The organism is Mesorhizobium sp. B2-4-15 (genome assembly GCF_006658505.1).
Taxonomy (GTDB): Bacteria; Pseudomonadota; Alphaproteobacteria; order Rhizobiales; family Rhizobiaceae; genus Mesorhizobium.
The window spans coordinates 176704-196865 of the sequence record NZ_VFUZ01000002.1 but is presented as its reverse complement, the minus strand read 5'-3'; the positions used below and the strand labels follow the sequence as shown (position 1 = coordinate 196865).

The window sequence follows — 20162 nt, the reverse complement described above, 5'->3', positions numbered from 1 at the left end:
ACTCTCCTTGTCAGCGGTCCAGACCGCCTTGGCCGCATCAGGCAAAACGGAGCGCCGCCTTTGCCCGAAGTTTGGCCGCCACCTCTTCGCGGTTGCGCGGATGCTGGTTTGTTTCGAGGGAATCGAGCAATTCGCGCGCCGATGCCGCGATGGCCTCGACCGCGTGGTCGAATGCATGCTGGTTCTGCTTCGAAGGCCGCGTCGTGCCGCTCAGCTTGCGGACAAACTGAAGCGCCGCGTCGCGAACCTCGTCATTGGTTGCCGGCGGGTCAAAATTGAACAGGGTCTTGATGTTTCTGCACATCGCTTCCGTATCTCCTCTTGTCCTGGAGCCGTTTCAATCAGGACGACGTCAATCCTCAATCATGATCGTGTCTAAAAACCGGTGAGGCAAGATGGTCGTTCGCGACCATGCCTCAGTCCGCGTCGAGCGGCTCCGTTCCGACCGGCTTTCCGTCGCGCGACAGCCTGATCTTCTCGACCTTGTCCTCCGCGGCCTTCAGCAACCGGTCGCAATGCGCCTTCAGGGCCTCGCCGCGCTCGTAGATCCGGATTGACTGATCGAGCGGCACGTCGCCACGCTCCAGATCGTCGACGATCTTCTCCAGCGCATCGAGTGCCTGTTCGAAGCTCATCGCCTTGACGTCTTCGTTGATCTCACCAGCCATTATTCACCCTTTCATCAGCCGCCCGACATGGGCCGCGACCGAAAATGCCAATCCCTGCAGATCGTAGCCGCCCTCGAGCAGGCTGACGAGCCGGTTGTCGCCGTGACGCGCGGCGCGTTGCATCAGTTGGCCGGTCGCCCAGTCGAAATCATCCTCGGTCAGATTGATCTCGGCCAGCGGGTCGCGGTGGTGCGCGTCGAAGCCGGCCGAAATGATGATCAGATCGGGCGCGAATTTGTCGAGCGCCGGCAGGATCCGCGACAGGAAGGCATCGCGAAACACCTCGCTGCCGGTCTGCGGCGCCAGAGGCGCGTTGACGATGTTGCCGGCGCCGGTTTCGTTCTTCGCGCCGGTGCCGGGATAGAGCGGCATCTGATGCGTCGAGCAATAGAGCACCGAGGGATCGTCCCAGAAGATATCCTGCGTGCCGTTGCCGTGATGCACATCCCAGTCGACGATGGCGACGCGCTCGGCGCCATGCTTCTTCTGCGCGTAGCGCGCCGCGATCGCCGCCGTGTTGAAGAAACAGAAACCCATGGCGGTGGTCTTTTCGGCATGGTGGCCAGGCGGTCGCGCGGCGACGAAGACATTGTCGGCCCGGCCAGTGAAGACGTCGTCGACGGCCGCGTTGGCGGCACCGATCGCGGTGATCACCGCCTGCCAGCTCTTCGGACTGGCGGTGGTGTCGGCATCGACGCGGGCGATGCCCTCGTCGGGGATGGCGGCGCGCACGCGTGCAACGAAATCGGCGGGATGCGCGTAGAGGATTGTGGCCTCGTCTCCCTCCGGCGCCTTGACGCGGTCGAGCGCGGCAAAGGCGTCGTCGTCGAGCACGCGCTCGATGGCGCGCAAGCGGTCCGGCCGCTCGGGGTGGCCGGGCGGCGTGATGTGTTCAAGGAAGATAGGGTGCGTGTAGAGACGGGTGGCCATGGTCCCTATCTAGTGCCCCGATGCCGCGATGGCCATGCGTTGCGGCTTGATCGCTGGGGAAAATCACGTCTGCGTCCATTCGCGTCGCTGCGGGGATTGGCGCGGCCGGGGCTTCGGCGTAAGGTCGCCACCACTGCCTGGTGCCCGCCGGCCTGTTTGTTTCAGCCGCCAAGTGAAATCCACTTGGCTGCAAATGCTCTGGCGGGAGAATCGGGAACACGGTTGAATTCCGTGGCGTGCCCAACGCTGTAAGGGGGACCGCGCCGGTAAATGCCACTGTCGATGACGGGAAGGCACCGGACGCGGGTTGATCCCGAGCCAGAAGACCGGCCTGGCAGGCATCGTCATCCGCATGGTCAGGCGGGCGGCATTGATTGCAATCGCAAGGGACAAGCGATGCCGGAAGCCATGACCGCTCCTATGGGCGACGGATTTGACCAGATGGCGCGCGACGCTGTCTATCGCGCCATGTTCACCAGGCGCGATGTTCGCAGTCATTTTACTCCCGAGACCATCGACGACGAGGTGCTGGCTCGGCTGCTGCTTGCCGCCCATCACGCGCCATCGGTCGGCTTCATGCAGCCATGGAACTTCATCGTCATTCGCGGTGCCGCGCGCCGGGAGAAGGTGCGTGACCTGTTCCTGGCCGCGCGTGAACAAGAACTGCCAGCAATCGAGGAAGAGCGGCAGGCGCTCTACCGCAAGCTCAAGCTGGAAGGCATCTGCGAAAGCGCGCTCAACATCTGCATCACCTGCGACCGCCAGCGGTCGAAAGGTTCGCCGCTGGGGCGTTGGCACAATCCGGAGATGGATCTCTACAGCACGGTCTGCGCGGTGCAGAATTTCTGGCTGGCGGCACGGGCCGAAGGCATCGGCGTCGGCTGGGTCAGCATTATCGAGCCTGAAGCGCTGAAGCGGCTGTTGGCCATTCCCGAGCACGTGACGCCGATCGCCTACCTCTGCGTCGGCCGTGTTTCCGAGTTCGCGCCCAAGCCGGACCTCGAGACACATGGCTGGGGCCGGCGATTGCCGCTGCCCGAACTGATCATGAGCGAGACGTTTTGCGGCCAGGGTGAGACACCGCTCAAATCGACGATAGCCCGCCTCAACACCGTCGCCGGGTCATTGGCGAGCCCCGCCGATCAGCGTGTCGCGCCGGCCGTGCCCCAGCGCGAACCATCGAAGGAGGAGAGCGCCTTGTCCTTGAGGTCCCTGAACTTCGACGATGCCTCGGCCAGCCGGGCATCCCAGGCCGGGTCTGGCACCTGGCCGGCGATAGTCTTGAAGTAGACCTGCATCAGGCAGGCGATGGCGAAGGGCTCGATGAAGGCTGCCTTGAAGGCCCAGGCAAAGACGATGGCGAGCACGAAGCCCCAGCCGGCGAGCTGCCCGGGCATGGCGTAAAGGATAGCGGCTGCCGGGGCCAGCATCAGCAGGAAGATCACGAAAGAGACTCCCCACATGATGACCGCCAGCCAGACGGCGTTCTTGACCATGGTCTTGCTGTTCTGGGCGTAGAGCACGACGCCTTGCCGTGCGGTCTCGAACGGCGAGGACGAGCCGATGCGGATGTTGTAGCCGAGGATGATCTCGTCGACATAGGTGAGTGACAGGCGGATTACCGTGTTGATGAAAGATACCAGGCCGCTCAGGCCTGGAATGGGCAGGAAAGCGGCTACGCCGCCAAGCAGGCCGGTAATGGCGCGAATGGCGCCCTTGACCAGCTGGTCGACGACGAAAAGGATGTTGGCCTCGGCGAAACGCTCGGTCACGACTTGCCTGGCATAGGCGATCTGGTTCTTGCCGTCGGGAACATCATGGCCGTCGATCAGATGGACCATGACGGCGATGTGGCCCGCCTTGACGACGTAGAGGATGTATTCGCGGATCCAGTAGACGGCGATCGAGACGGCGCCAAAGCCGATCACGCCGCCCCATAGGGCAAAGGACAGCGGCCCGTCGGGATCGGTCGAGATATGGCCGACGCCATAGCCGACAGAAGCACCCGTGCCGGTCGCCAGGATATAGGCCAACGTGATGCCGAAATAGACGACCATGCGAAAAACAATGAAAGGCCAGGTCCGCATCATGATGGACACCGACCTGCCGATATCGAAATCCCACATGCCGAATCTCCCCTCAGAGATGGCTGGGAAGGATGCGCTCACCCCGAAGATTGTCAATCGGGGGCGACGAGAAGAAGCGAGCAGCCGCTCGTTTCGCAAACCTTCGGAATTGGCCGAGGCCTCCGCGACGTCGTCATCCACGGGCGGAGCGACGCGAAGCGGAGCGCAGATCCGAGGGTCCATGCCGTAATCTTGATCGAAGATCACAGCGGATCAGAATTATGGCAACGCGTCGAAGTCGCGGCATGGATCCTGATGGTCTGAGCCGCGTCGCTTCGCTCCTTGCTTCGCCATAGGATGACGAGGCAAGCGGACGCTTCAGTCCATCGCCGACGCAGGCGACCTGCCAGCAGGACCTTTCCGCCGCGTCGATCCCTCGGTGGACTACAGAATCTCGGTCTTGGCGATATGGATGCCAAAACCTTCCAAACCAACATAGTGGCGCTCGCGCGAGGCGATCAGGTTGATCGAGGAAATGCCGAGATCCTTCAGGATCTGCGCACCGAGGCCGATTTCGCGCCATTCGTTTTCGCGCCGGCGCGCCTCTTCGTGATCCTCGCGGTCACCTGACGCAGGGCGCTTGCGCTCCTGATGGGCGACACCGACCGAGCCTTCGCGCAGATAGACGATGACACCGCGCTTGCGCTCGCCCATCGCCTTCATGATGCCGTCGAGCCGATGGCTGGTGCCGAACACGTCGGTCACCACGTCTTCGGAGTGCAACCGCACCGGAACGTCCTCGCCGTCGCGGATATCGCCGAAGACCACGGCGACATGATGCATCGTGTCCCAGGGCAGCGTGTAGGTGAACACCTGCGCCTTGCCGCCAAGCGTGTCGATCTCCGAGCAAGCCACGCGTTCGACCAGCGTTTCCTTGCGTTGCCGGTAGGCGATGAGATCGGCGACCGAAACCTGCTTGAGGCCATGCTCCTCGGCGAAGGCCGCGACCTGCGGGCCGCGCTTGACGGTGCCGTCGTCATTGACCAGCTCCGAAATGACACCGATCGGCGGCAGGCCGGCGAGTTTGCACAGATCGACCGCCGCCTCGGTATGGCCCGAACGCATCAGCACGCCGCCTTCGCGCGCGATCAGCGGGAAGATGTGGCCGGGACGGACGAAGTCGGAGGCACCGACATTGCCGTTGGCGAGGTTGCGCACGGTCAGCGTGCGGTCGTCGGCCGAAATGCCTGTTGTCGTGCCGTGCTTGAAATCGACGCTGACGGTGAAGGCGGTTGTGTGGGCTGAATCGTTGTCGGCCACCATCGGCGCAAGGTTAAGCCGCTTGGCCTCCTCGCGCGGCATCGGCGTGCACACGATACCCGACGTGTTGCGGACGATGAAGGCCATTTTCTCGGGCGTGCAGTGGACAGCGGCAACAATCAGGTCGCCCTCGTTCTCGCGCCCGTCATCGTCCATGACGACGACGATCTCGCCGCGTTCAAAGGCACGGATGGCTTCGACGATCTTCTTCTGGTCGTAAGGCATGGACGCTCACTTCGTTCGCAGGGCAGTAGGGAATAGGGCAGTAAGGCAGTAGGGAAAAGGAAAAAATGTGGGCAGGCAGGCTGACGTACTGCCTACTGCCTACTGCCTATTCCCTGCCCTGTCTGTCCCCGATGACGCAGATAATGATCGGCAATGGCGCAAGCAACCATCGCCTCGCCGATCGGCACGGCGCGGATTCCGACGCATGGGTCGTGCCGGCCCTTGGTCATCACCTCGACGTCATTGCCGTCCTTGTCGATCGACTTTCGCGGCGTCAGGATCGAAGAGGTCGGCTTGACGGCGAAGCGGGCGACGATCGCCTGGCCGGTCGAAATGCCGCCGAGGATCCCGCCGGCATTGTTGGACAGGAAGACCGGCTTGCGGTCATTGCCCATGCGCATCTCGTCGGCATTCTGTTCACCGGTGATGCGGGCGGCCTCGAAGCCGTTGCCGATCTCGACGCCCTTGACGGCGTTGATCGACATCAGCCCGGAGGCAATGTCCTGGTCGAGTTTGGCATAGATCGGTGCGCCGAGCCCTGGGGGGACGCCATCGGCGACGATCTCGATCACCGCGCCGACCGAGGAGCCGGCCTTGCGGATGCCGTCCAGATACTGCGTGAAAACGGGAACGGAAGCGGGATCGGGCGTGAAGAACGGATTTTGCGCATCGCCGATGAAGTTCCAGTTCCAGTTGGCGCGATCGATCGACTTTTCGCCCATCGACACCAGCGCGCCGCGCACCACCATGCCCGGCACCACCTTGCGCGCGAGCGCGCCGGCCGCCACGCGCGCCGCGGTCTCGCGGGCCGAGGAACGGCCGCCGCCGCGATAGTCGCGTATGCCGTATTTGACCTCATAGGTGTAGTCGGCATGGCCCGGCCGGTATTGGCGGGCAATCTCGCCATAGTCCTTCGAGCGCTGGTCGACATTTTCGATCAGCATCGAAACCGGCGTGCCGGTGGTGATCATCGTCTCCCCGTCCTCGTCGAGCACGAAACCGGACAGCACCTTCACTTCGTCGGGCTCACGGCGCTGGGTGACAAAACGCGACTGGCCGGGCCGGCGCTTGTCGAGTTCAGCCTGGATTTCGTCGCGCGTGAAGCGGATGCCCGGCGGACAGCCATCCACCACGCAGCCAAGCGCTGCGCCATGGCTTTCGCCCCAGGTGGTGACGCGGAAAAGATGGCCGAACGTGTTGTGAGACATGGAAAAGTGCCCTGCCCGGCATCGAAGCCGGCTGAAGTCTGCCTTCTATTGGCGTTTTCCACAGGGGTCAAACTGTGATCTGGCGGATTTAGTTTTGACACATTCGGTTGGTTTCTGCTCTGCTCCATTCGCCGTTGAGGATCCGCCGCCACCGTGCCGGCGCAATGACCAAAGAGGACGATGATGCGTACCCTGATTGGCGCTGTTGCCGCCATACTCCTGCTTTCCACCGCCGCTTTCGCCGGACAGACCGAAGGCTTGATCAAGAAGATCGACAAGGACGCGCTGACCCTGACGTTGGATGACGGCAAATCCTACAAGCTGAACGCCGAGACCGATCTCGACTCGCTGAAGCCGGGCATGGACATCGTCATTGCCTATGACGTGACCAATGGCGAAAACGTCGTCACCGACATGGAATTGCCGGACACCGAATAGGAGCCTCCGGCTTCGCGCGGCCGGACCCATTCCGACAGGCTCGGAATCGAGCTCTATCTTGATCTTCCCGTTCAGCCCCTGTCCGAATCGAAAGCTCGGAATTCGGGGCCTGATGTCGTTTCCAGGTAGCCCGGATGGACTGGAGCGAGAGTTAGCGCTTGCTAATGCAACTCGTTGGTAGCAGTCTCAGCTCGCGGATCCAGCCATCGGCTGGACCGGCGGCGGGAGCAGGACAATGTGCAGCGACTGCGAGGGCGAAGGGGTCGGCCGGAGGGATTTCCTAAAGGTCGGCGCGGGGCTCGTCGCCATCGGTTTTGGCGGAGCGGTGTGGCCGGCGCGTGCGGCCGAGGGCACTGCGACGCCGCTGCCTCCCGATGAAGCGTTGGCCGCGTTGAAGTCCGGTAACGAACGCTATGTCAGCCATCCGGAACTCTGCTCGATTGACCTTGCCGCGCAACGGGAAGCTGTCGCTACACACCAGGCGCCTTGGGCCACTGTCATCAGTTGCGCCGATAGTCGCGTTCCACCGGAGCTGATCTTCGGCGGCCACGGCGTTGGAGAACTGTTCGTCGCCCGCAATGCTGGCAACCTCGTCGACACCGCGACGCTCGGCACGGTCGAATATGGCGCGGAGGTACTCGGTTCGCCGTTGATCGTCGTCCTCGCGCACACAAGCTGCGGCGCGGTCAAGGCGGCTTGCGACGTGGTCACCAAGAACGCCACTTATCCGGGCGCGATCGGTCCGATGATCGAGCCGATCTTGCCGGCGGCAATCGCGGTGCGGAGCGAGGCGGGCGATTTTATCGACAACACGGCTAAGGAGAGCGCAAGGCGGACTGCGAGGCGCCTTGCCGTTTCAAGCAAGCTCTTGGCCGGTCTCACCGGGACCGGGAAGCTGAAGATCGTCGCGGCGATCTACGATCTTGAAACGGGTGTGGTGACCTACCTCGAATGATACGTTCATCCGGGCGACCGCGCTCAGGGGTTGGGAGCCTAGCGAACCAACCTCGGATGAATAACCATCATAGCCAGGACAGCTACAGCCACTCCAGGCATTCACCCTGCAGCCGGAGCACGCGATCGTGCGGTATCTCCAGGTTCGCGGCCTCGTCCTCGGGCATATCAAGCACGAAGTGAAACAAGGTGCGCATGACGCCGCCATGCGTCACGCAGATCGCGTTGTGGTCGAGCGCGTCGAACCGGGGCTTCACCCGTTCGAGCAGCATCTGGTAGCTCTCGGCACCTTCGCCGGGCGGCTGGAAGTTCCATTTATCCAAAGCGCGAGTCTTCTTCGCACGGGGATAGCGTGTCTCGAGTTCGGCAAAGGTGAAACCCTGCCAATCGCCGAAATTGACTTCAACGAGATCGGGATCGGTTCGATAGGCGAGCGGATCGAGCTTCATCGCGACGCGGATGCGCTCCATCGTTTCGCGCGTCCGCCTCATCGGGCTGGCGATGAAATCGAAATCCTCCGGCTTGTGGACGAGGCCGGCCAACCGATTCCCGTTTCCGGTCGCCTGTTGGCGGCCGAGCTCATTAAGATCGGTGTCGGCCTGGCCCTGAAGCCGGGCCTCGGCGTTCCACGCGGTCTGGCCGTGGCGCACGATGTAAACCAGCGGGTACATCAGATCTTCCGGAGGTGAGGCCTGGGCCTGGGCGGAGGATTGGCGGGAAAGCTATTCCTTAACCGTCGAAATATCAGGCGCGTCGACCGCCTTCATGCCGACCACGTGATAGCCGGAATCGACGTGATGCACTTCGCCGGTCACGCCACGCGACAGGTCGGACAGGAAATAGACGCCGGAATCGCCGACCTCTTCCTGCGTGACCGTCTGCTTCAGTGGTGAATTGTATTCGTTCCACTTCAGGATGTAGCGGAAGTCGCCGATGCCGGATGCGGCCAGCGTCTTGATCGGCCCAGCCGAGATCGCGTTGACGCGGATCTTCTTGGCGCCGAGATCGACGGCAAGGTAACGCACGCTGGCCTCGAGCGCGGCCTTGGCAACGCCCATGACATTGTAGTGCGGCATCACCTTCTCGGCGCCGTAATAGGTCAGCGTCAGCAGCGATCCGCCCTCGGTCATCAGCGCCTCGGCGCGCTTGGCGATGGTGGTGAAGGAAAACACCGAAATGTCCATGGTGCGCAGGAAGTTGTCGCGCGTCGTCTCGACATAGCGGCCGGTCAGTTCGTCCTTGTCGGAGAATGCGATGGCATGGACGAGGAAGTCGAGCTTGCCCCAATGCTTGGCGACATTGGCGAAGACATCGTCGAGGCTGGCCGGATCGGTGACATCGCAATGGCCGGCGACATAGGCGCCCAGTTCCGCCGCCAACGGTTCGACACGCTTTTTGAACGCCTCGCCCTGATAGGTCAGCGCGATCTCGGCGCCATGGTCGGCGCATGCCTTGGCGATGCCGAAAGCGATCGACCTATTGTTCGCGACGCCCAGAATCAGGCCGCGCTTGCCGGCCATCAGGCCCTGTCCACCCGCCATGTGCGTGCTCTCCGCAAGAGTATCTGCTTTGTGGAGAGCCCTATCGCACAGGCACAAGGCCCCTTCAAGCGCTCAAACCGGACAGTTCGGGGGACAAAAGTCGCCGATCAGCCTTTTTGGCCACGCAGCATCGCTTCCAGAGCGCTGTCACCACCCTCCGGCAGCATGATGCGCACATGGGCGTAGAGATCGCCGTGACCGCCGGCTTTTTCCGGCAGGCCCCTGCCCTTGAGCCGCAGCACCTTGTCCGAGCTCGACCAGGCGGGAACGTTGACCGCGAGCCTGCCTGTCGGAGTCTCGACCGCCACCTTGGCGCCCAGCACCGCGTCCGCCAGCGATACCGGCAGATCGGCATGCAGGTCGCGGCCCTCGATACGGTAACGCGGATGCCGGCGGATATGGATCTTGACCAGCGCGTCGCCGGGCTGGCCCGGCCCCTGCTCGCCTTGCCCCTTCAACCGAATGGTTTGGCCATCCTCGACAAAGACCGGCAGTTTGACCGCCACCTTGCGGCCATCCGGGAACATCGCCGTCACCTTTTCGGCGTTCGCCGCTTCCTCGATGGTGATGTCGAGCGTGACGTTCAGATCGGCAGCGGTGGCCGGCTGGCGGCGGTCGCCCATGCCGGCGCCACGCGCGCCCGAAAAGGCGTCGCCGAAAATCTGGCTGAAGATGTCGCTGTTGCCGTCGAACGGATCACCGCCTGGCCGCCCGGAGCGGAACTCGAATCGCGAACCGCCGGCCCCCTGCTGCTGGCGACGGAACCCGGCAAAGGGGTCGCCGCCACCTGCGGCGCCCTCAAAACCCTGGAAGCGCGGCTTGCCGTCGGCGTCGATCTCGCCGCGATCAAAAGCGGCGCGTGTCTTCTCGTCGCCGACGATCTCATAGGCCTGGTTGGCCGCGGCAAAACGGTCCTTCGCCTTGGGATCATTCGGATTCTGGTCCGGATGATGTTTCTTGGCGAGTTTCCGGTACGCCGATTTTATGTCCTTGGCCGATGCGTTCTTTGCAACGCCCAGCACCTCATACGGGTCGCGCATGCTTTCTGCCCTGGGGAAGGAGTGAGTCCATACTTGCCCCCTATATGCGCTCGCATAGGAAGAAATTCCAGTGGTGGAGCGTCATATCAAGGGCGGAAAATCAGAGCGCCTTGAAGCCCTGCATGCGCCAGCCGCCGGCGCCGGCCAGGCAGAGTTCGCCCTCGAACATGGCAACGCCGTCAAAGCTCTCGCGCGAGGCCTTGAAGCGGCGGCAGGTCTGGCCCCTGTCCTTCAATTCGGCCAGTTCGATGATCGAGCCGCGTGACCCGGTGCCGGCATTCGCCCATGGCACAGCCTGGCCGCCAAGCTGTTCGATATCGGCGGAAGACACCGCATTGCCGATCGTCGTTTGATCGGAGTCGCGATCCGAATTGGCCGGCTTGGCGGAAGCCGACGTGCTGCTGGTCAGGATCGAGCGGTCAACCTCGGCTTTCTCCAGGCTGAAGCCACCCGCGCCACAGCCGGCAAGCGGCAGGGCGATTGAGAGGATCGCGGCTTTCGCGCTGGCCGAAGCGATAACGCCCCATTGCCTGCTGTCAAAAGCTTGCGCGATACGCGACAATCGGCAACCTCCCCGGCTTAGTGATAATTTGAGAAAAACTATGAGCGACACAGAGTTAACAACCAGTGACTTTACCGATGCGGCCGAGCCGTTTCGCCTCTTTGCAGCATGGCTGGAGGACGCCACGAAAAGCGAAATCAACGATGCCAACGGCGTAGCGCTGGCAACCGTCGATACCGAGGGCATGCCGGATGTGCGGATGGTGCTGCTCAAGGGGTTCGATGAAAGCGGCTTTGTGTTCTACACGAATTTCGAAAGCGCCAAGGGCCAGGAGATTTTGGGCAACATGAAGGCGGCGATGTGTTTCCATTGGAAATCGCTGCGCCGCCAGGTGCGCGTGCGCGGTCCGGTGGAGATCGTCACCGATGCCGAGGCCGACGCCTACTACGCGACGCGGCCGCGCGGCAGCCGCATCGGCGCCTGGGCCTCGAAACAGTCGCGGCCGCTGGAAAGCCGCTTCGCCCTGGAGAAAGCCGTCGCCGAATACACGGCCCGTTACGCCATCGGCGAGATCCCCCGCCCGAAGCACTGGTCGGGCTTCCGCATCGTGCCGAAGACCATCGAGTTCTGGCAGGACAAGCCGTTCAGGCTGCATGACCGGATGGTCTTTTCGCGCAACGCCAAGGGTGGTTGGGATAAGACGCGGCTTTATCCCTGAAAAGGGCCTCAGCGCTTCTTTCTGGTCATGAACGCGGTGAGCGCCTCGCGCGCCTCATCGGATTTCAGCCGCTCGCGAAAATGCGCGCTTTCCACGCCGATGCGGGCGACGAGGTCGTCGCGCGAGCCGCGCATCAGGTCACGCGCGATCTTCAGCGCCTGCGGCGGCTTGGCGGCTATCTGGCGAGCGGCGGCCAGGACCGAGGCCTCCAGGGCGCCCTCCTCGACCACATCGTAGATCAACCCGGCAGCCTTCGCCCGCTCTGCCGAAAAACCCTCGCCGAGGCCGAGCAGGGCGAAAGCGCCTTGCTGCCCCAGGATGCGCGGCGCCAACAGGCTGGACCCCGCCTCGGGCACCAGGCCGAGATCGACGAAAGGCGTTCTGAACAGGGTGCGCGGCGTGGCGAAGGTCAGGTCGCAATGCAGGTTGATCGTGGTGCCGATGCCAACCGCGATGCCGTCGACACCGGAAACGATGGGCTTCTCGACCCTGGCCAGCGCCATCAGGAAATCCCAGACTTCCGTGCCGCCGTCGCCGCCTGTGGCGACAATCATGAAATCGGCAAGGTCGTTGCCGGAAGAGAAGGCGCCGGGCACACCGAGAAAGACATGGACGCGGATCGACGGATCGGCGTCGCCTTCGGCAAGAGCCGCCGACATTTTCGCATACATGGCGCGCGTCAGCGCGTTCTTCTTGTCCGGGCGGTTCATGCGGATGATCTGGACGGCGCCCTGGCGCTCGACGAGGATATGGTCTGTCACGATGGTCCCTTCGAGCGTTGGAATGTTTCAGGTCGATATCAGCGACTTGCCGGCAGCGGCCAGGCTTTCGGCGCCCTTGATGACGCATTCCTTCAGGGCGTGCGTTTCGCCAAGCAGGTTTTCGGCAAAGAAGCGGCAAAGGGCGATGCGGCCACGGTCGGCAAGCCCGCCTTGCGCCAGATAGGCGCCGCCGGCGGCGAATGAGATCAGCCTGAGATAGGGCGTGGCGCCGGCAAGCGCCGCGTCGGTTTGGCCGTTGGCCAACAGTCCCTGCAGGAAGCGCGTCGCCTCGTCGAGATCGGCAAGCGCCCGGTCGAGATTTTCGGCGGTGCGGCCAAAGCCCTCGATGTTGGAGGTGCGGACCGCATCGGTGACTGCTTTCAGCTCGCCGATGTAGAAATGTACATGCTCGCCGCCGCCGAGCGGCAGTTTTCGCGACACGAGGTCGATTGCCTGGATGCCGTTGGTGCCTTCGTAGATCGGCGCGATGCGCGCATCGCGATAGAGCGCTGCCGCGCCCGTCTCCTCGATGAAGCCCATGCCGCCATGCACCTGAACACCAAGCGAGGCGACCTCGACGCCGACATCGGTCGAAAAGGCTTTCGCAAGGGGCGTCAGTAGATTGGCGCGGTCGCGCCAGTTGGCGGCAGCCTCGCCCTCGGCGACGCGGGCGCGGTCGATGGCGTGCGCGCAGGAATAGCTGATGGCGCGCGCGATCTGGGTCAGCGCCCGCATCGTCAAGAGGTTGCGCTGCACGTCGGGATGACGGACGATCGGCGCCATGCCCATGCCGGCGTAATCCGCCGCATTGCCCTGGCGGCGCTCATTGGCATAGGCGATCGCCTTCTGCGTGGCGGCTTCCGCGACGGCGACTCCCTGCATGCCGACGGCCAGACGTGCATTGTTCATCATGGTGAACATGCAGGCCAGCCCCTTGTTCTCCTCGCCGATCAGCCAACCGATTGCGCCGGGTTTGGCGCCCTGGAAACCGTCGCCATAGATCATGGTGCAGGTGGGCGAAGCATGAATGCCGAGCTTGTGCTCGAGGCCGGAACAGAAGACGTCGTTGCGGGCGCCCAGCGAGCCGTCTTCTTCAACCAGGAATTTCGGCACCAGGAACAGCGAGATGCCGCGTGTGCCGGCGGGCGCGTCAGGCAGCCGCGCCAGCACCAGATGGATGATGTTGTCGGTGAAATCGTGCTCGCCATAGGTGATGAATATCTTCTGGCCGAAGATGCGGTAGGTGCCGTCGCCGGCGGGTTCGGCGCGGGCGCGGAGCGCGTTGAGGTCCGAGCCGGCCTGCGGCTCGGTCAGGTTCATCGTGCCCATCCACTCGCCCGACACGAGCTTTGCGAGATATTTCGCCTTGAGCTCCCGCGAGGCGTGCTTGTCCAAAGCTTCGACGGCGCCCATCGTCAGCGTCGGGCCGATGCCAAAGGCCATGGCGGCGGAATTCCACATTTCAAGCGCGGCGACACCGAGCATGGTCGGCAGCGCCTGGCCGCCATATTCCTCAGGTCCGGACAGCGCGTTCCAGCCGCCGTCGATCCAACGGCGATAGAGTTCTTTCCAGCCCGGCGGCGTCGTGACGGCAGCGTCCTTCAGCACCGCACCTTGTTCGTCGCCGATCTTGTAGAGGGGTGCCACCTCCTCGGTGGCGAAACGGCCGGCCTCGCCCAGGACGGCGTCGACCAGATCCTCGCCGAGATCGCCGAACGTGCCGGCTTCGAGAGCGGACTTCATGCCGGCCACGTGCTTCAGCGTGAACGCGATATCCTCGACCGGTGCCCGATACATGCCGCTCGATCCTCCTGATGCATGGCCTCGCCGACCCTAGAGCCAGTGTCGCCGTAAAACCATCCGCCTTTGGGCAGCCTCATCTTCTTTTACGTAAACGTCAAATTTTGTCACGCGGATTTTGGGATGGGCCGGCACGACAATGTTCTGGTACCATCAGGGGAACTGGGGAATGGCGCCGCCTGATGGTCGGATCGCGACATTTCGTGCTCGCCACGCCTCAGAAGCATTTCCTTAACCATGGCGGTTCAGGATTCGCTCTTGATCAACGGGGATTCCCTGTTTGGAACGGATGGCGCGTCTCTTTCGCCGCACGGCGCTTCTCGCCTTGGTGGCGACGATGGGATTGTCGGCAGCGACGAAGGCTTCGGACTTCTCCGAGCCGTGGAGGAACGCCGACCGTGCGCTGGTCGTCGATGCCTACGAATACAATTCCATCGACTGGGCGCAGCTTGCCACCGACAAGCGCATCGTCGCCTTCATAAACAAGGCCTCGGACGGCATGCCGCCGCCCTATTTCTGCTCCGGCGGCGACACCGAGGTGAAGCTCTGCAAAGCGTTGTGGAAGCGCCATGCGGTGACACGCGAACTGTTCCAGACGCGCAGGGTCGTCGCCAAGGCGCTTGGGCTGAAATGGGGTGCCTATCACCTCGCCCGCCCCGGCAACCCGGTCGAGCAGGCGAACAATTTCCTCGATTTCGCCGATCCCGCGCCGGACGATCTCATCGCTCTCGACCTCGAAGGCAACGATCCCTCGCAATGGATGTCGTTCGATGATGCCGAGGAATTCGTGCGCCAGGTGCATCGGCGCGTTGGACGATTCCCGGTGCTCTACACCAACGGCAAGACCGCCCAGTTCATCGCCGACAACCGCTACAAGTACCGGCTCCTGTCGCGGCTGCCACTCTGGTACGCGCGCTACAAGCCTGACATCGACGTGCATTTTCCGATGGGCAACTGGCGGGGCTACGCACTCTGGCAGTTCTCGGCGCAGGCCAATTGCGGCCGCTTCCGTTGCCCCTACAGGGTTGCCGGCACGCCCGACGACATCGACGTCAACGTCGTGCCGACGGATGCCGTCACATTGCGCCAGCAATGGCCTTTTGGCGGGCTGATCGACGTGCCGTCCGACTATCTTGCCAGCGTACCGGTGCCGCTCTCGAGGGAAGCGGCGTTGGCCGGCAAGGCTACCATCATTTATGCCGATGTGGCGACGCCGCCGACATTGGAGGAAATGGTCGCGGTGCTCGGTTCGCGCTGGTCGAAATTCCGCGACGGCTTCCGCATGCCTGTCGTGAAGACGGTGCCGCGACGGCTAGGCTTCGGCATCGTCGAATATGTCGCCTGGAAGCGGACCGGACAGCGCTCACCCGCGCAACCAAACGCCGCGTTTGCCGCCGCCGACCCGGTCAGCACCGCTTCCACCGAGCTCGATCACGGCCAGCAATAAGCTGTCATCCGGACGTCAGCCCGCCCGCTCGCGCGCCACCGCCTGCCAGCCGATATCGCGGCGGCAGAAGCCGTCCGGCCAGTCGATCCGGTCGAGCGCGGCATAGGCCCTCCTCTGCGCCTCGCCGACCGTTGCGCCGGTCGCCGTGACATTGAGGACGCGGCCGCCATTGGCAACCAGCGCACCGCCGTTGATGGCCGTGCCGGCATGGAATATCTGGACGCCTTCGCCCGCGGCGTCCTCGACACCGCGGATGACGGAGCCTTTTTCCGGCGTGCCGGGATAGCCTCTTGCCGCCATCACCACGGTGAGCGCCGCCTCGTCGCGCCAGCGCACCGACATATGCGCAAGCTGGCCATCGGTCGCGGCGTTGAGCAGCACCAGCAGATCGTCCTTCAGCCGCATCATCAGCACCTGGCATTCCGGATCGCCGAAGCGGGTGTTGTATTCGATCAGCTTCGGCCCGTTTTCCGTGATCATCAGGCCGGCGAAGAGAATACCTGCGAAAGGCGCGCCGAGTTCCGCCATGCCGCGCATGGTCGGTTGGATGATCTCGCGCATGGTGCGCTCCACCATCTCCGGCGTCATCACCGGGGCCGGTGAATAGGCGCCCATGCCGCCGGTGTTGGGACCGACGTCGCCGTCGCCAACGCGCTTGTGATCCTGCGCGGTGCCGAAGGGCAACGCGATGGTGCCGTCACAGAGGCAGAAGAAACTCGCCTCCTCGCCGATCATGAACTCCTCGATCACCACTTCCGCGCCGGCTGCGCCGAAGGAGCCCTCGAAACAGGCATCGAGGGCCGCCCGCGCCTCGTCCAGCGTCATGGCGACCGTGACGCCCTTGCCGGCGGCAAGCCCGTCGGCCTTGATGACGATCGGCGTGCCGGTTTTTTCGACATAGGCCCTGGCGGAGGCCAGATCGCTAAAACGGCCATAGGCGGCCGTCGGAATGTTGTATCGGGCGCAGAGATCCTTGGTGAAGCCCTTCGATCCTTCCAGCCGCGCCGCGGCCTTCGATGGCCCGAAGACGCGGATGTTTTCGGCGCGCAGATCGTCCGCGATACCGGCGACAAGCGGCCCTTCCGGCCCGACCACGACAAGGTCGATGTTCTTGTCCCTACAGAAAACGGCAATGGCGGCGTGGTCCGCAATGTCCAGCTTCACCAGTTCGGCCTCACTGCCGATGCCCGGATTGCCGGGGGCCGCATAGAGCTTGGCCAGCAGGGGTGACGCGGCGATCTTCCAGGCGAGCGCATGTTCGCGGCCGCCGGAGCCGAGAAGAAGAACGTTCATGGCCACCTCTTGATACCGACTGTTCCAAGAGAACCCGCTATTGCTCTCTGGACGACGGGTCAAGGCGTCCGGGCGCTTTGCCGGGAATTGCGCACGGGAACGTTACCCCCGCCGACAACCGGCGGCGGGGCACCACCGCCGATTTTCTGGCGCTGGCTTCAGCCGGGGAAGACGACCGGAAACCAGTCCTCGCGCAATTTCTGGCCTGGCTGCATGCCATGACCATGGTAGGGCGGCGAGGTGCGGCCCGGCCGCTCGACATAATGGGCATCGTCGCCGACCCAGCGCAGCGACAGCGCGCGGCGGCGTGCCGCGGTCAGGTTGCCGCGAGCGCCATGCGCGGTGCGGAAGTCGAACAGGATGGCGTCGCCCGGTTCCATCTCCCATTCCAGCACCTTCATCGACGGGTCCTTGTCGGGATCGGGCACCGGCAGATAGTCGCCTTCGCCGGCGTAGAAATTGCTGTCGTTGAGCCAGCGGACCGGCAGGATCATCTTGTCCCATTTGTGCGAGCCGGCGATCAGGCGCAGCGTCGCCTCCTTCACCGGATCGATGGGGATCCAGAAGCTGACCGTCTGCTGGCCGTCGACGAAATAGTAGGGAATGTCCTGATGCCAGGGCGTCGGCTTCTGCGTGCCGGGTTCCTTGACCAGCACGTGATCGTGGAAGAACTGCGCGGTGCGCGACTGCATCACCGCCGCCGCCAGTTCAGCGGCCGGCGATTCGCGCACCAACCTGACGAATTCGGGAATGCGCTCCCAGTTGCAGTAGTCGTCGAAGAAACTGCCGCGGCCATCGGCGATATCGGACGCGGTGGCGCTGCGGTTCTGCATGTTGCGCTCGATGCCGGCGGCGATCGTATCGACCCAGCCCTTGAAGGCGCCTCGAATGCAGACGGCGCCGTCACGCCGGTAATCGGCAATGGTATCCGCATCGATCAGGTCCGTGTCGATCACGCGGGTAGCGGTTTGGGAAGCCATGGTATCCTCCTTTCAGGATCGAGGCACTATCGCGCTCCCCATTCATTCAGTAAAATAATAACTTCTCATCTGACATATAGACTTTACCTATGAGCCTGACCCTCGCACAGCTGCGTTATCTGGTCGCCGTCGCCCGCCATGGCAGTGTCACCGGCGCGGCCAGGGCGTTGAACATTTCGCAGCCCTCGATTTCGGTAGCGATCGACGCGATCGAAAGGGATTTCGGGCAAAAGCTCTTTGTGCGCCAACGCGGAAGCGGCGTTTCGCTGACGTCCTTCGGCCGTGTCGCCGTGGCGAAGGCAAAACAGGTTCTTGCCGAGACGGACGAACTCATGAGCCTGGGTTCGGGCAACTCGGCTGTCGGCGGCGAGCTGGTGCTTGGATGTTTCGAGGATCTGGCGCCCTACTTCGCGCCAGGTCTCATCCGCGCCTTTTCCGAACGCCATCCAAGCGTCGCCGTCGTTGTTCGCGACGAGACCTTCGAGACGCTCGGGCGGCGTCTGGCCGACGCCGCCATCGATCTCGGCCTCAGTTACGACCTCGGCCTGCCATCGCATTTCGCCCGCATCCTGCTGCACGAGCTGCGGCCGCATGCTCTGTTGCCGGCAGGCCATGCGCTGGCCAACCGCTCGGAAGTCAGCCTGGCCGATCTCGCCGCCTATCCGCTCATCACGACAGATCAGCCGCACAGCTGGCAGCACATGCTTGACCTGTTCCGCAGCCGCGGCCTGTCACCGGTGGCCGACAGGGCGACGAGCTCGTTCGAACTCCAGCGCAGCATGGTGGCGAACGGCTTCGGCGTCGCCGTCAGCTACACCCGGCCCCACGGCGACCGCAGCTATGACGGTCTGCCCCTGATCTGCAAGCCGCTGTCGGACCCGCTACCCATGCAGCGCATCATCCTCACCTATGACACGCATCAGCGCGTTTCGAATGCGGCACTGGCCTTCGTTGAGACGGCGAAGGTGTGGTTTTCGACGCGCGACATCTTCACCGCCTGACAGGTTGACGGTTGCCGCGCGACCGCTTGCCGCTTGACGGGTTTCGCGGCTGCTGCCACTCCATGGACATGGAACCTATCCAGTCGAAAGCGGCCCAGGGCCGTGTCGCCGATGCGCCGAACGACCATTGGGTCTATCGCGCGCTGCCGCGCGCGGTTTGGCCCTACGCGCAGCTTGCGCGATGGGACAGGCCGATCGGCTGGCAGTTGCTGTTGTGGCCGTGCTGGTGGTCGGCGGCGCTCGCCGCGAGCGCCTATCCGCGCCCTGGCGATCCGCTGCTTTCGCTGCTGCCGGCGCCCTTGTACCTCGTGCTGTTCCTGGTCGGCGCCATCGCCATGCGCGGTGCCGGCTGCACCTTTAACGACATTGTCGACCAGGACATCGACAACCAGGTCGAGCGCACGCGCTCGCGCCCGCTGCCGTCCGGCCAGACCACGCGCCGCCGGGCCTGGCTGTTTCTTGTGCTCCAGGCTTTGGTCGGTCTGGCGGTGCTGTTGCAGTTCAACAGCTTTGCCATTCTGCTGGGCATCTGCTCGCTGGCGATCGTGGCCGTCTATCCATTCATGAAGCGGATAACCAACTGGCCGCAACTGTTTCTCGGCCTGGCCTTTTCCTGGGGCGCGCTGATGGGGTGGGCGGTCGAGTTCGGTGATCTCGATGGTCCCGCAATCATGCTCTATATCGGTTCGATCCTGTGGGTGATCGGCTACGACACGATCTATGCGCACCAGGACAAGGAAGACGACGCCATTGTCGGCGTGCATTCGACTGCACGATTGTTCGGCGACAGCACCAAGGCGTGGCTGGCGGGGCTTTATGCCGGCACGCTGATCTGCTTCGCCATCGCCTTCGCCTCGGCGCAGGCCCCGGTAGTTGCGCTGGCAGGATTGATCGCCGCCGGCGCCCATATGGCCCGGCAGATCACGGTTCTGGATATCAACGATCCGGATCAATGCCTGCGCCTGTTCCGGTCGAACAACCAGGTCGGCTGGCTGATCTTCCTCGGGTTGATCGGCGGCGCGCTATGGGTGGCGCTGAAGCCGCTGGTGTAGCGACCCTTCTCCCGTCAACTACACGGGGAGAAAGAGGCTGTCATCGGCGGCTTCGCCAATCGTCAATGTTGGCGAAAGAAGGGCCGTATCTCAGTTTGAATTTATGTCCCTGAGCCACGGTACGCTTGCGAGACAATCGGCCTCCGCAGCTTCGGCGCTTTCGTAATATCCTCCTCCAAGCCGATCAAGACTTGGACCCCAATAGCTGTCGGTGTGGC

General features: G+C 63.5%; 20 protein-coding genes, 1 pseudogene and 1 riboswitch. Of the genes and pseudogenes, 7 read left to right on the top strand and 14 right to left on the bottom strand.

Annotation, left to right across the window (positions count from 1 at the left end; genetic code table 11):
- Positions 1 to 37: 37 nt before the first annotated feature.
- From FJ930_RS03305 to FJ930_RS03295, 3 genes are all read right to left on the bottom strand, one after another.
- A complete protein-coding gene (locus FJ930_RS03305) occupies positions 38 to 304 on the bottom strand; it encodes a DUF2277 domain-containing protein (RefSeq protein WP_140611136.1) in 267 nt (88 codons plus the stop codon).
- Between the two features lie 112 nt (positions 305 to 416).
- Positions 417 to 668: an exodeoxyribonuclease VII small subunit gene (locus FJ930_RS03300; RefSeq protein WP_141834772.1), complete on the bottom strand. Its 252-nt coding sequence runs from the start codon at positions 666 to 668 to the stop codon at positions 417 to 419.
- A 3-nt stretch (positions 669 to 671) separates the two neighbouring features.
- On the bottom strand, positions 672 to 1598 hold the full coding sequence (locus tag FJ930_RS03295) for a histone deacetylase family protein (RefSeq protein ID WP_141834769.1): 927 nt from the start codon (positions 1596 to 1598) through the stop codon (positions 672 to 674).
- A gap of 167 nt (positions 1599 to 1765) precedes the next feature.
- Positions 1766 to 1948: riboswitch (cobalamin riboswitch) on the top strand.
- Positions 1949 to 1994: 46 nt separating this feature from the next.
- On the opposite strand from FJ930_RS03295, the pseudogene bluB reads away from it, so the two are divergent.
- Positions 1995 to 2576: pseudogene (gene bluB / locus FJ930_RS30275) on the top strand (5,6-dimethylbenzimidazole synthase); the annotation flags it as partial.
- A gap of 164 nt (positions 2577 to 2740) precedes the next feature.
- On the opposite strand, the gene FJ930_RS03285 reads toward bluB, so the two are convergent.
- The 3 genes from FJ930_RS03285 to aroC form a co-directional block, all read right to left on the bottom strand.
- A complete protein-coding gene (locus FJ930_RS03285; protein WP_246676794.1) occupies positions 2741 to 3724 on the bottom strand; it encodes a hypothetical protein in 984 nt (327 codons plus the stop codon).
- Between the two features lie 384 nt (positions 3725 to 4108).
- Positions 4109 to 5209 carry a 3,4-dihydroxy-2-butanone-4-phosphate synthase gene (gene ribB, locus FJ930_RS03280; RefSeq protein ID WP_141834762.1) on the bottom strand — a complete coding sequence of 367 codons (1101 nt, stop codon included), beginning with the start codon at positions 5207 to 5209 and terminating at the stop codon, positions 4109 to 4111.
- A 92-nt stretch (positions 5210 to 5301) separates the two neighbouring features.
- A complete protein-coding gene (gene aroC / locus FJ930_RS03275) occupies positions 5302 to 6417 on the bottom strand; it encodes a chorismate synthase (protein ID WP_141834760.1) in 1116 nt (371 codons plus the stop codon).
- Between the two features lie 183 nt (positions 6418 to 6600).
- Here aroC and FJ930_RS03270 point away from each other — a divergent pair, with 183 nt between their 5' ends.
- Positions 6601 to 6855 (top strand): DUF1344 domain-containing protein, encoded by a 255-nt coding sequence (locus tag FJ930_RS03270; protein ID WP_140742535.1) that lies wholly within the window; start codon positions 6601 to 6603, stop codon positions 6853 to 6855.
- Between the two features lie 235 nt (positions 6856 to 7090).
- Positions 7091 to 7810, top strand: a complete 720-nt coding sequence (locus FJ930_RS03265; RefSeq protein WP_140742537.1) for a carbonic anhydrase — start codon at positions 7091 to 7093, stop codon at positions 7808 to 7810.
- A gap of 82 nt (positions 7811 to 7892) precedes the next feature.
- On the opposite strand, the gene FJ930_RS03260 is transcribed toward FJ930_RS03265, so the two are convergent.
- The 4 genes from FJ930_RS03260 to FJ930_RS03245 all read right to left on the bottom strand — a co-directional run bounded on the left by FJ930_RS03260 (position 7893) and on the right by FJ930_RS03245 (position 10952).
- The gene (locus FJ930_RS03260; RefSeq protein ID WP_141834757.1) at positions 7893 to 8480 is read right to left on the bottom strand and encodes a histidine phosphatase family protein; all 588 of its coding nucleotides are present in this window, start codon (positions 8478 to 8480) and stop codon (positions 7893 to 7895) included.
- Between the two features lie 51 nt (positions 8481 to 8531).
- The gene (gene fabI / locus FJ930_RS03255; protein WP_140742541.1) at positions 8532 to 9350 is read right to left on the bottom strand and encodes an enoyl-ACP reductase FabI; all 819 of its coding nucleotides are present in this window, start codon (positions 9348 to 9350) and stop codon (positions 8532 to 8534) included.
- Positions 9351 to 9457: 107 nt separating this feature from the next.
- Positions 9458 to 10390 carry a DnaJ C-terminal domain-containing protein gene (locus FJ930_RS03250; RefSeq protein ID WP_140742543.1) on the bottom strand — a complete coding sequence of 311 codons (933 nt, stop codon included), beginning with the start codon at positions 10388 to 10390 and terminating at the stop codon, positions 9458 to 9460.
- Positions 10391 to 10490: 100 nt separating this feature from the next.
- Positions 10491 to 10952 (bottom strand): RT0821/Lpp0805 family surface protein, encoded by a 462-nt coding sequence (locus tag FJ930_RS03245; RefSeq protein ID WP_141834754.1) that lies wholly within the window; start codon positions 10950 to 10952, stop codon positions 10491 to 10493.
- Positions 10953 to 10992: 40 nt separating this feature from the next.
- Here FJ930_RS03245 and pdxH point away from each other — a divergent pair, with 40 nt between their 5' ends.
- A complete protein-coding gene (pdxH, locus tag FJ930_RS03240; RefSeq protein WP_141834751.1) occupies positions 10993 to 11610 on the top strand; it encodes a pyridoxamine 5'-phosphate oxidase in 618 nt (205 codons plus the stop codon).
- Between the two features lie 8 nt (positions 11611 to 11618).
- Here the strand turns inward: pdxH and FJ930_RS03235 are convergent, their stop codons facing one another.
- Both FJ930_RS03235 and FJ930_RS03230 read right to left on the bottom strand, forming a co-directional pair.
- Positions 11619 to 12371, bottom strand: coding sequence for a crotonase/enoyl-CoA hydratase family protein (locus tag FJ930_RS03235; protein WP_141834748.1), 753 nt, complete (start codon positions 12369 to 12371; stop codon positions 11619 to 11621).
- Between the two features lie 27 nt (positions 12372 to 12398).
- Complete coding sequence (locus FJ930_RS03230) at positions 12399 to 14168, bottom strand: acyl-CoA dehydrogenase family protein (RefSeq protein WP_141834745.1); 1770 nt, start codon at positions 14166 to 14168, stop codon at positions 12399 to 12401.
- Between the two features lie 292 nt (positions 14169 to 14460).
- Here FJ930_RS03230 and FJ930_RS03225 point away from each other — a divergent pair, with 292 nt between their 5' ends.
- Positions 14461 to 15618 carry a glycoside hydrolase family 25 protein gene (locus tag FJ930_RS03225; protein WP_246676793.1) on the top strand — a complete coding sequence of 386 codons (1158 nt, stop codon included), beginning with the start codon at positions 14461 to 14463 and terminating at the stop codon, positions 15616 to 15618.
- Between the two features lie 15 nt (positions 15619 to 15633).
- Here the strand turns inward: FJ930_RS03225 and purD are convergent, their stop codons facing one another.
- Together purD and FJ930_RS03215 are read right to left on the bottom strand one after the other, a co-directional pair.
- Positions 15634 to 16911: a phosphoribosylamine--glycine ligase gene (purD, locus tag FJ930_RS03220; RefSeq protein ID WP_141834741.1), complete on the bottom strand. Its 1278-nt coding sequence runs from the start codon at positions 16909 to 16911 to the stop codon at positions 15634 to 15636.
- A gap of 158 nt (positions 16912 to 17069) precedes the next feature.
- Positions 17070 to 17891: a phytanoyl-CoA dioxygenase family protein gene (locus FJ930_RS03215; protein ID WP_141834738.1), complete on the bottom strand. Its 822-nt coding sequence runs from the start codon at positions 17889 to 17891 to the stop codon at positions 17070 to 17072.
- 89 nt (positions 17892 to 17980) lie between these two features.
- Between FJ930_RS03215 and FJ930_RS03210 the strand changes: the two genes are divergently transcribed.
- Both FJ930_RS03210 and ubiA read left to right on the top strand, forming a co-directional pair.
- Positions 17981 to 18892 carry a LysR family transcriptional regulator gene (locus FJ930_RS03210; protein ID WP_141834735.1) on the top strand — a complete coding sequence of 304 codons (912 nt, stop codon included), beginning with the start codon at positions 17981 to 17983 and terminating at the stop codon, positions 18890 to 18892.
- A gap of 68 nt (positions 18893 to 18960) precedes the next feature.
- Positions 18961 to 19944 (top strand): 4-hydroxybenzoate octaprenyltransferase, encoded by a 984-nt coding sequence (ubiA, locus tag FJ930_RS03205; protein ID WP_181763271.1) that lies wholly within the window; start codon positions 18961 to 18963, stop codon positions 19942 to 19944.
- Positions 19945 to 20162: the final 218 nt, after the last annotated feature.

What these genes read in the sequence shown, in the direction of transcription:
- FJ930_RS03270 (WP_140742535.1), top strand. Translation starts at nt 6,601, where the DNA reads ATGCGTACCCTGATTGGCGCTGTTGCCGCCATACTCCTGCTTTCCACC.
- FJ930_RS03295 (WP_141834769.1), bottom strand. Translation starts at nt 1,598, where the DNA reads ATGGCCACCCGTCTCTACACGCACCCTATCTTCCTTGAACACATCACG.
- ubiA (WP_181763271.1), top strand. Translation starts at nt 18,961, where the DNA reads ATGGAACCTATCCAGTCGAAAGCGGCCCAGGGCCGTGTCGCCGATGCG.
- purD (WP_141834741.1), bottom strand. Translation starts at nt 16,911, where the DNA reads ATGAACGTTCTTCTTCTCGGCTCCGGCGGCCGCGAACATGCGCTCGCC.
- FJ930_RS03225 (WP_246676793.1), top strand. Translation starts at nt 14,461, where the DNA reads ATGGCGCGTCTCTTTCGCCGCACGGCGCTTCTCGCCTTGGTGGCGACG.
- FJ930_RS03300 (WP_141834772.1), bottom strand. Translation starts at nt 668, where the DNA reads ATGGCTGGTGAGATCAACGAAGACGTCAAGGCGATGAGCTTCGAACAG.
- FJ930_RS03260 (WP_141834757.1), bottom strand. Translation starts at nt 8,480, where the DNA reads ATGTACCCGCTGGTTTACATCGTGCGCCACGGCCAGACCGCGTGGAAC.
- FJ930_RS03230 (WP_141834745.1), bottom strand. Translation starts at nt 14,168, where the DNA reads ATGTATCGGGCACCGGTCGAGGATATCGCGTTCACGCTGAAGCACGTG.
- aroC (WP_141834760.1), bottom strand. Translation starts at nt 6,417, where the DNA reads ATGTCTCACAACACGTTCGGCCATCTTTTCCGCGTCACCACCTGGGGC.
- fabI (WP_140742541.1), bottom strand. Translation starts at nt 9,350, where the DNA reads ATGGCGGGTGGACAGGGCCTGATGGCCGGCAAGCGCGGCCTGATTCTG.
- FJ930_RS03285 (WP_246676794.1), bottom strand. Translation starts at nt 3,724, where the DNA reads ATGTGGGATTTCGATATCGGCAGGTCGGTGTCCATCATGATGCGGACC.
- FJ930_RS03215 (WP_141834738.1), bottom strand. Translation starts at nt 17,891, where the DNA reads ATGGCTTCCCAAACCGCTACCCGCGTGATCGACACGGACCTGATCGAT.
- ribB (WP_141834762.1), bottom strand. Translation starts at nt 5,209, where the DNA reads ATGCCTTACGACCAGAAGAAGATCGTCGAAGCCATCCGTGCCTTTGAA.
- pdxH (WP_141834751.1), top strand. Translation starts at nt 10,993, where the DNA reads ATGAGCGACACAGAGTTAACAACCAGTGACTTTACCGATGCGGCCGAG.
- FJ930_RS03250 (WP_140742543.1), bottom strand. Translation starts at nt 10,390, where the DNA reads ATGCGCGACCCGTATGAGGTGCTGGGCGTTGCAAAGAACGCATCGGCC.
- FJ930_RS03210 (WP_141834735.1), top strand. Translation starts at nt 17,981, where the DNA reads ATGAGCCTGACCCTCGCACAGCTGCGTTATCTGGTCGCCGTCGCCCGC.
- FJ930_RS03265 (WP_140742537.1), top strand. Translation starts at nt 7,091, where the DNA reads ATGTGCAGCGACTGCGAGGGCGAAGGGGTCGGCCGGAGGGATTTCCTA.
- FJ930_RS03305 (WP_140611136.1), bottom strand. Translation starts at nt 304, where the DNA reads ATGTGCAGAAACATCAAGACCCTGTTCAATTTTGACCCGCCGGCAACC.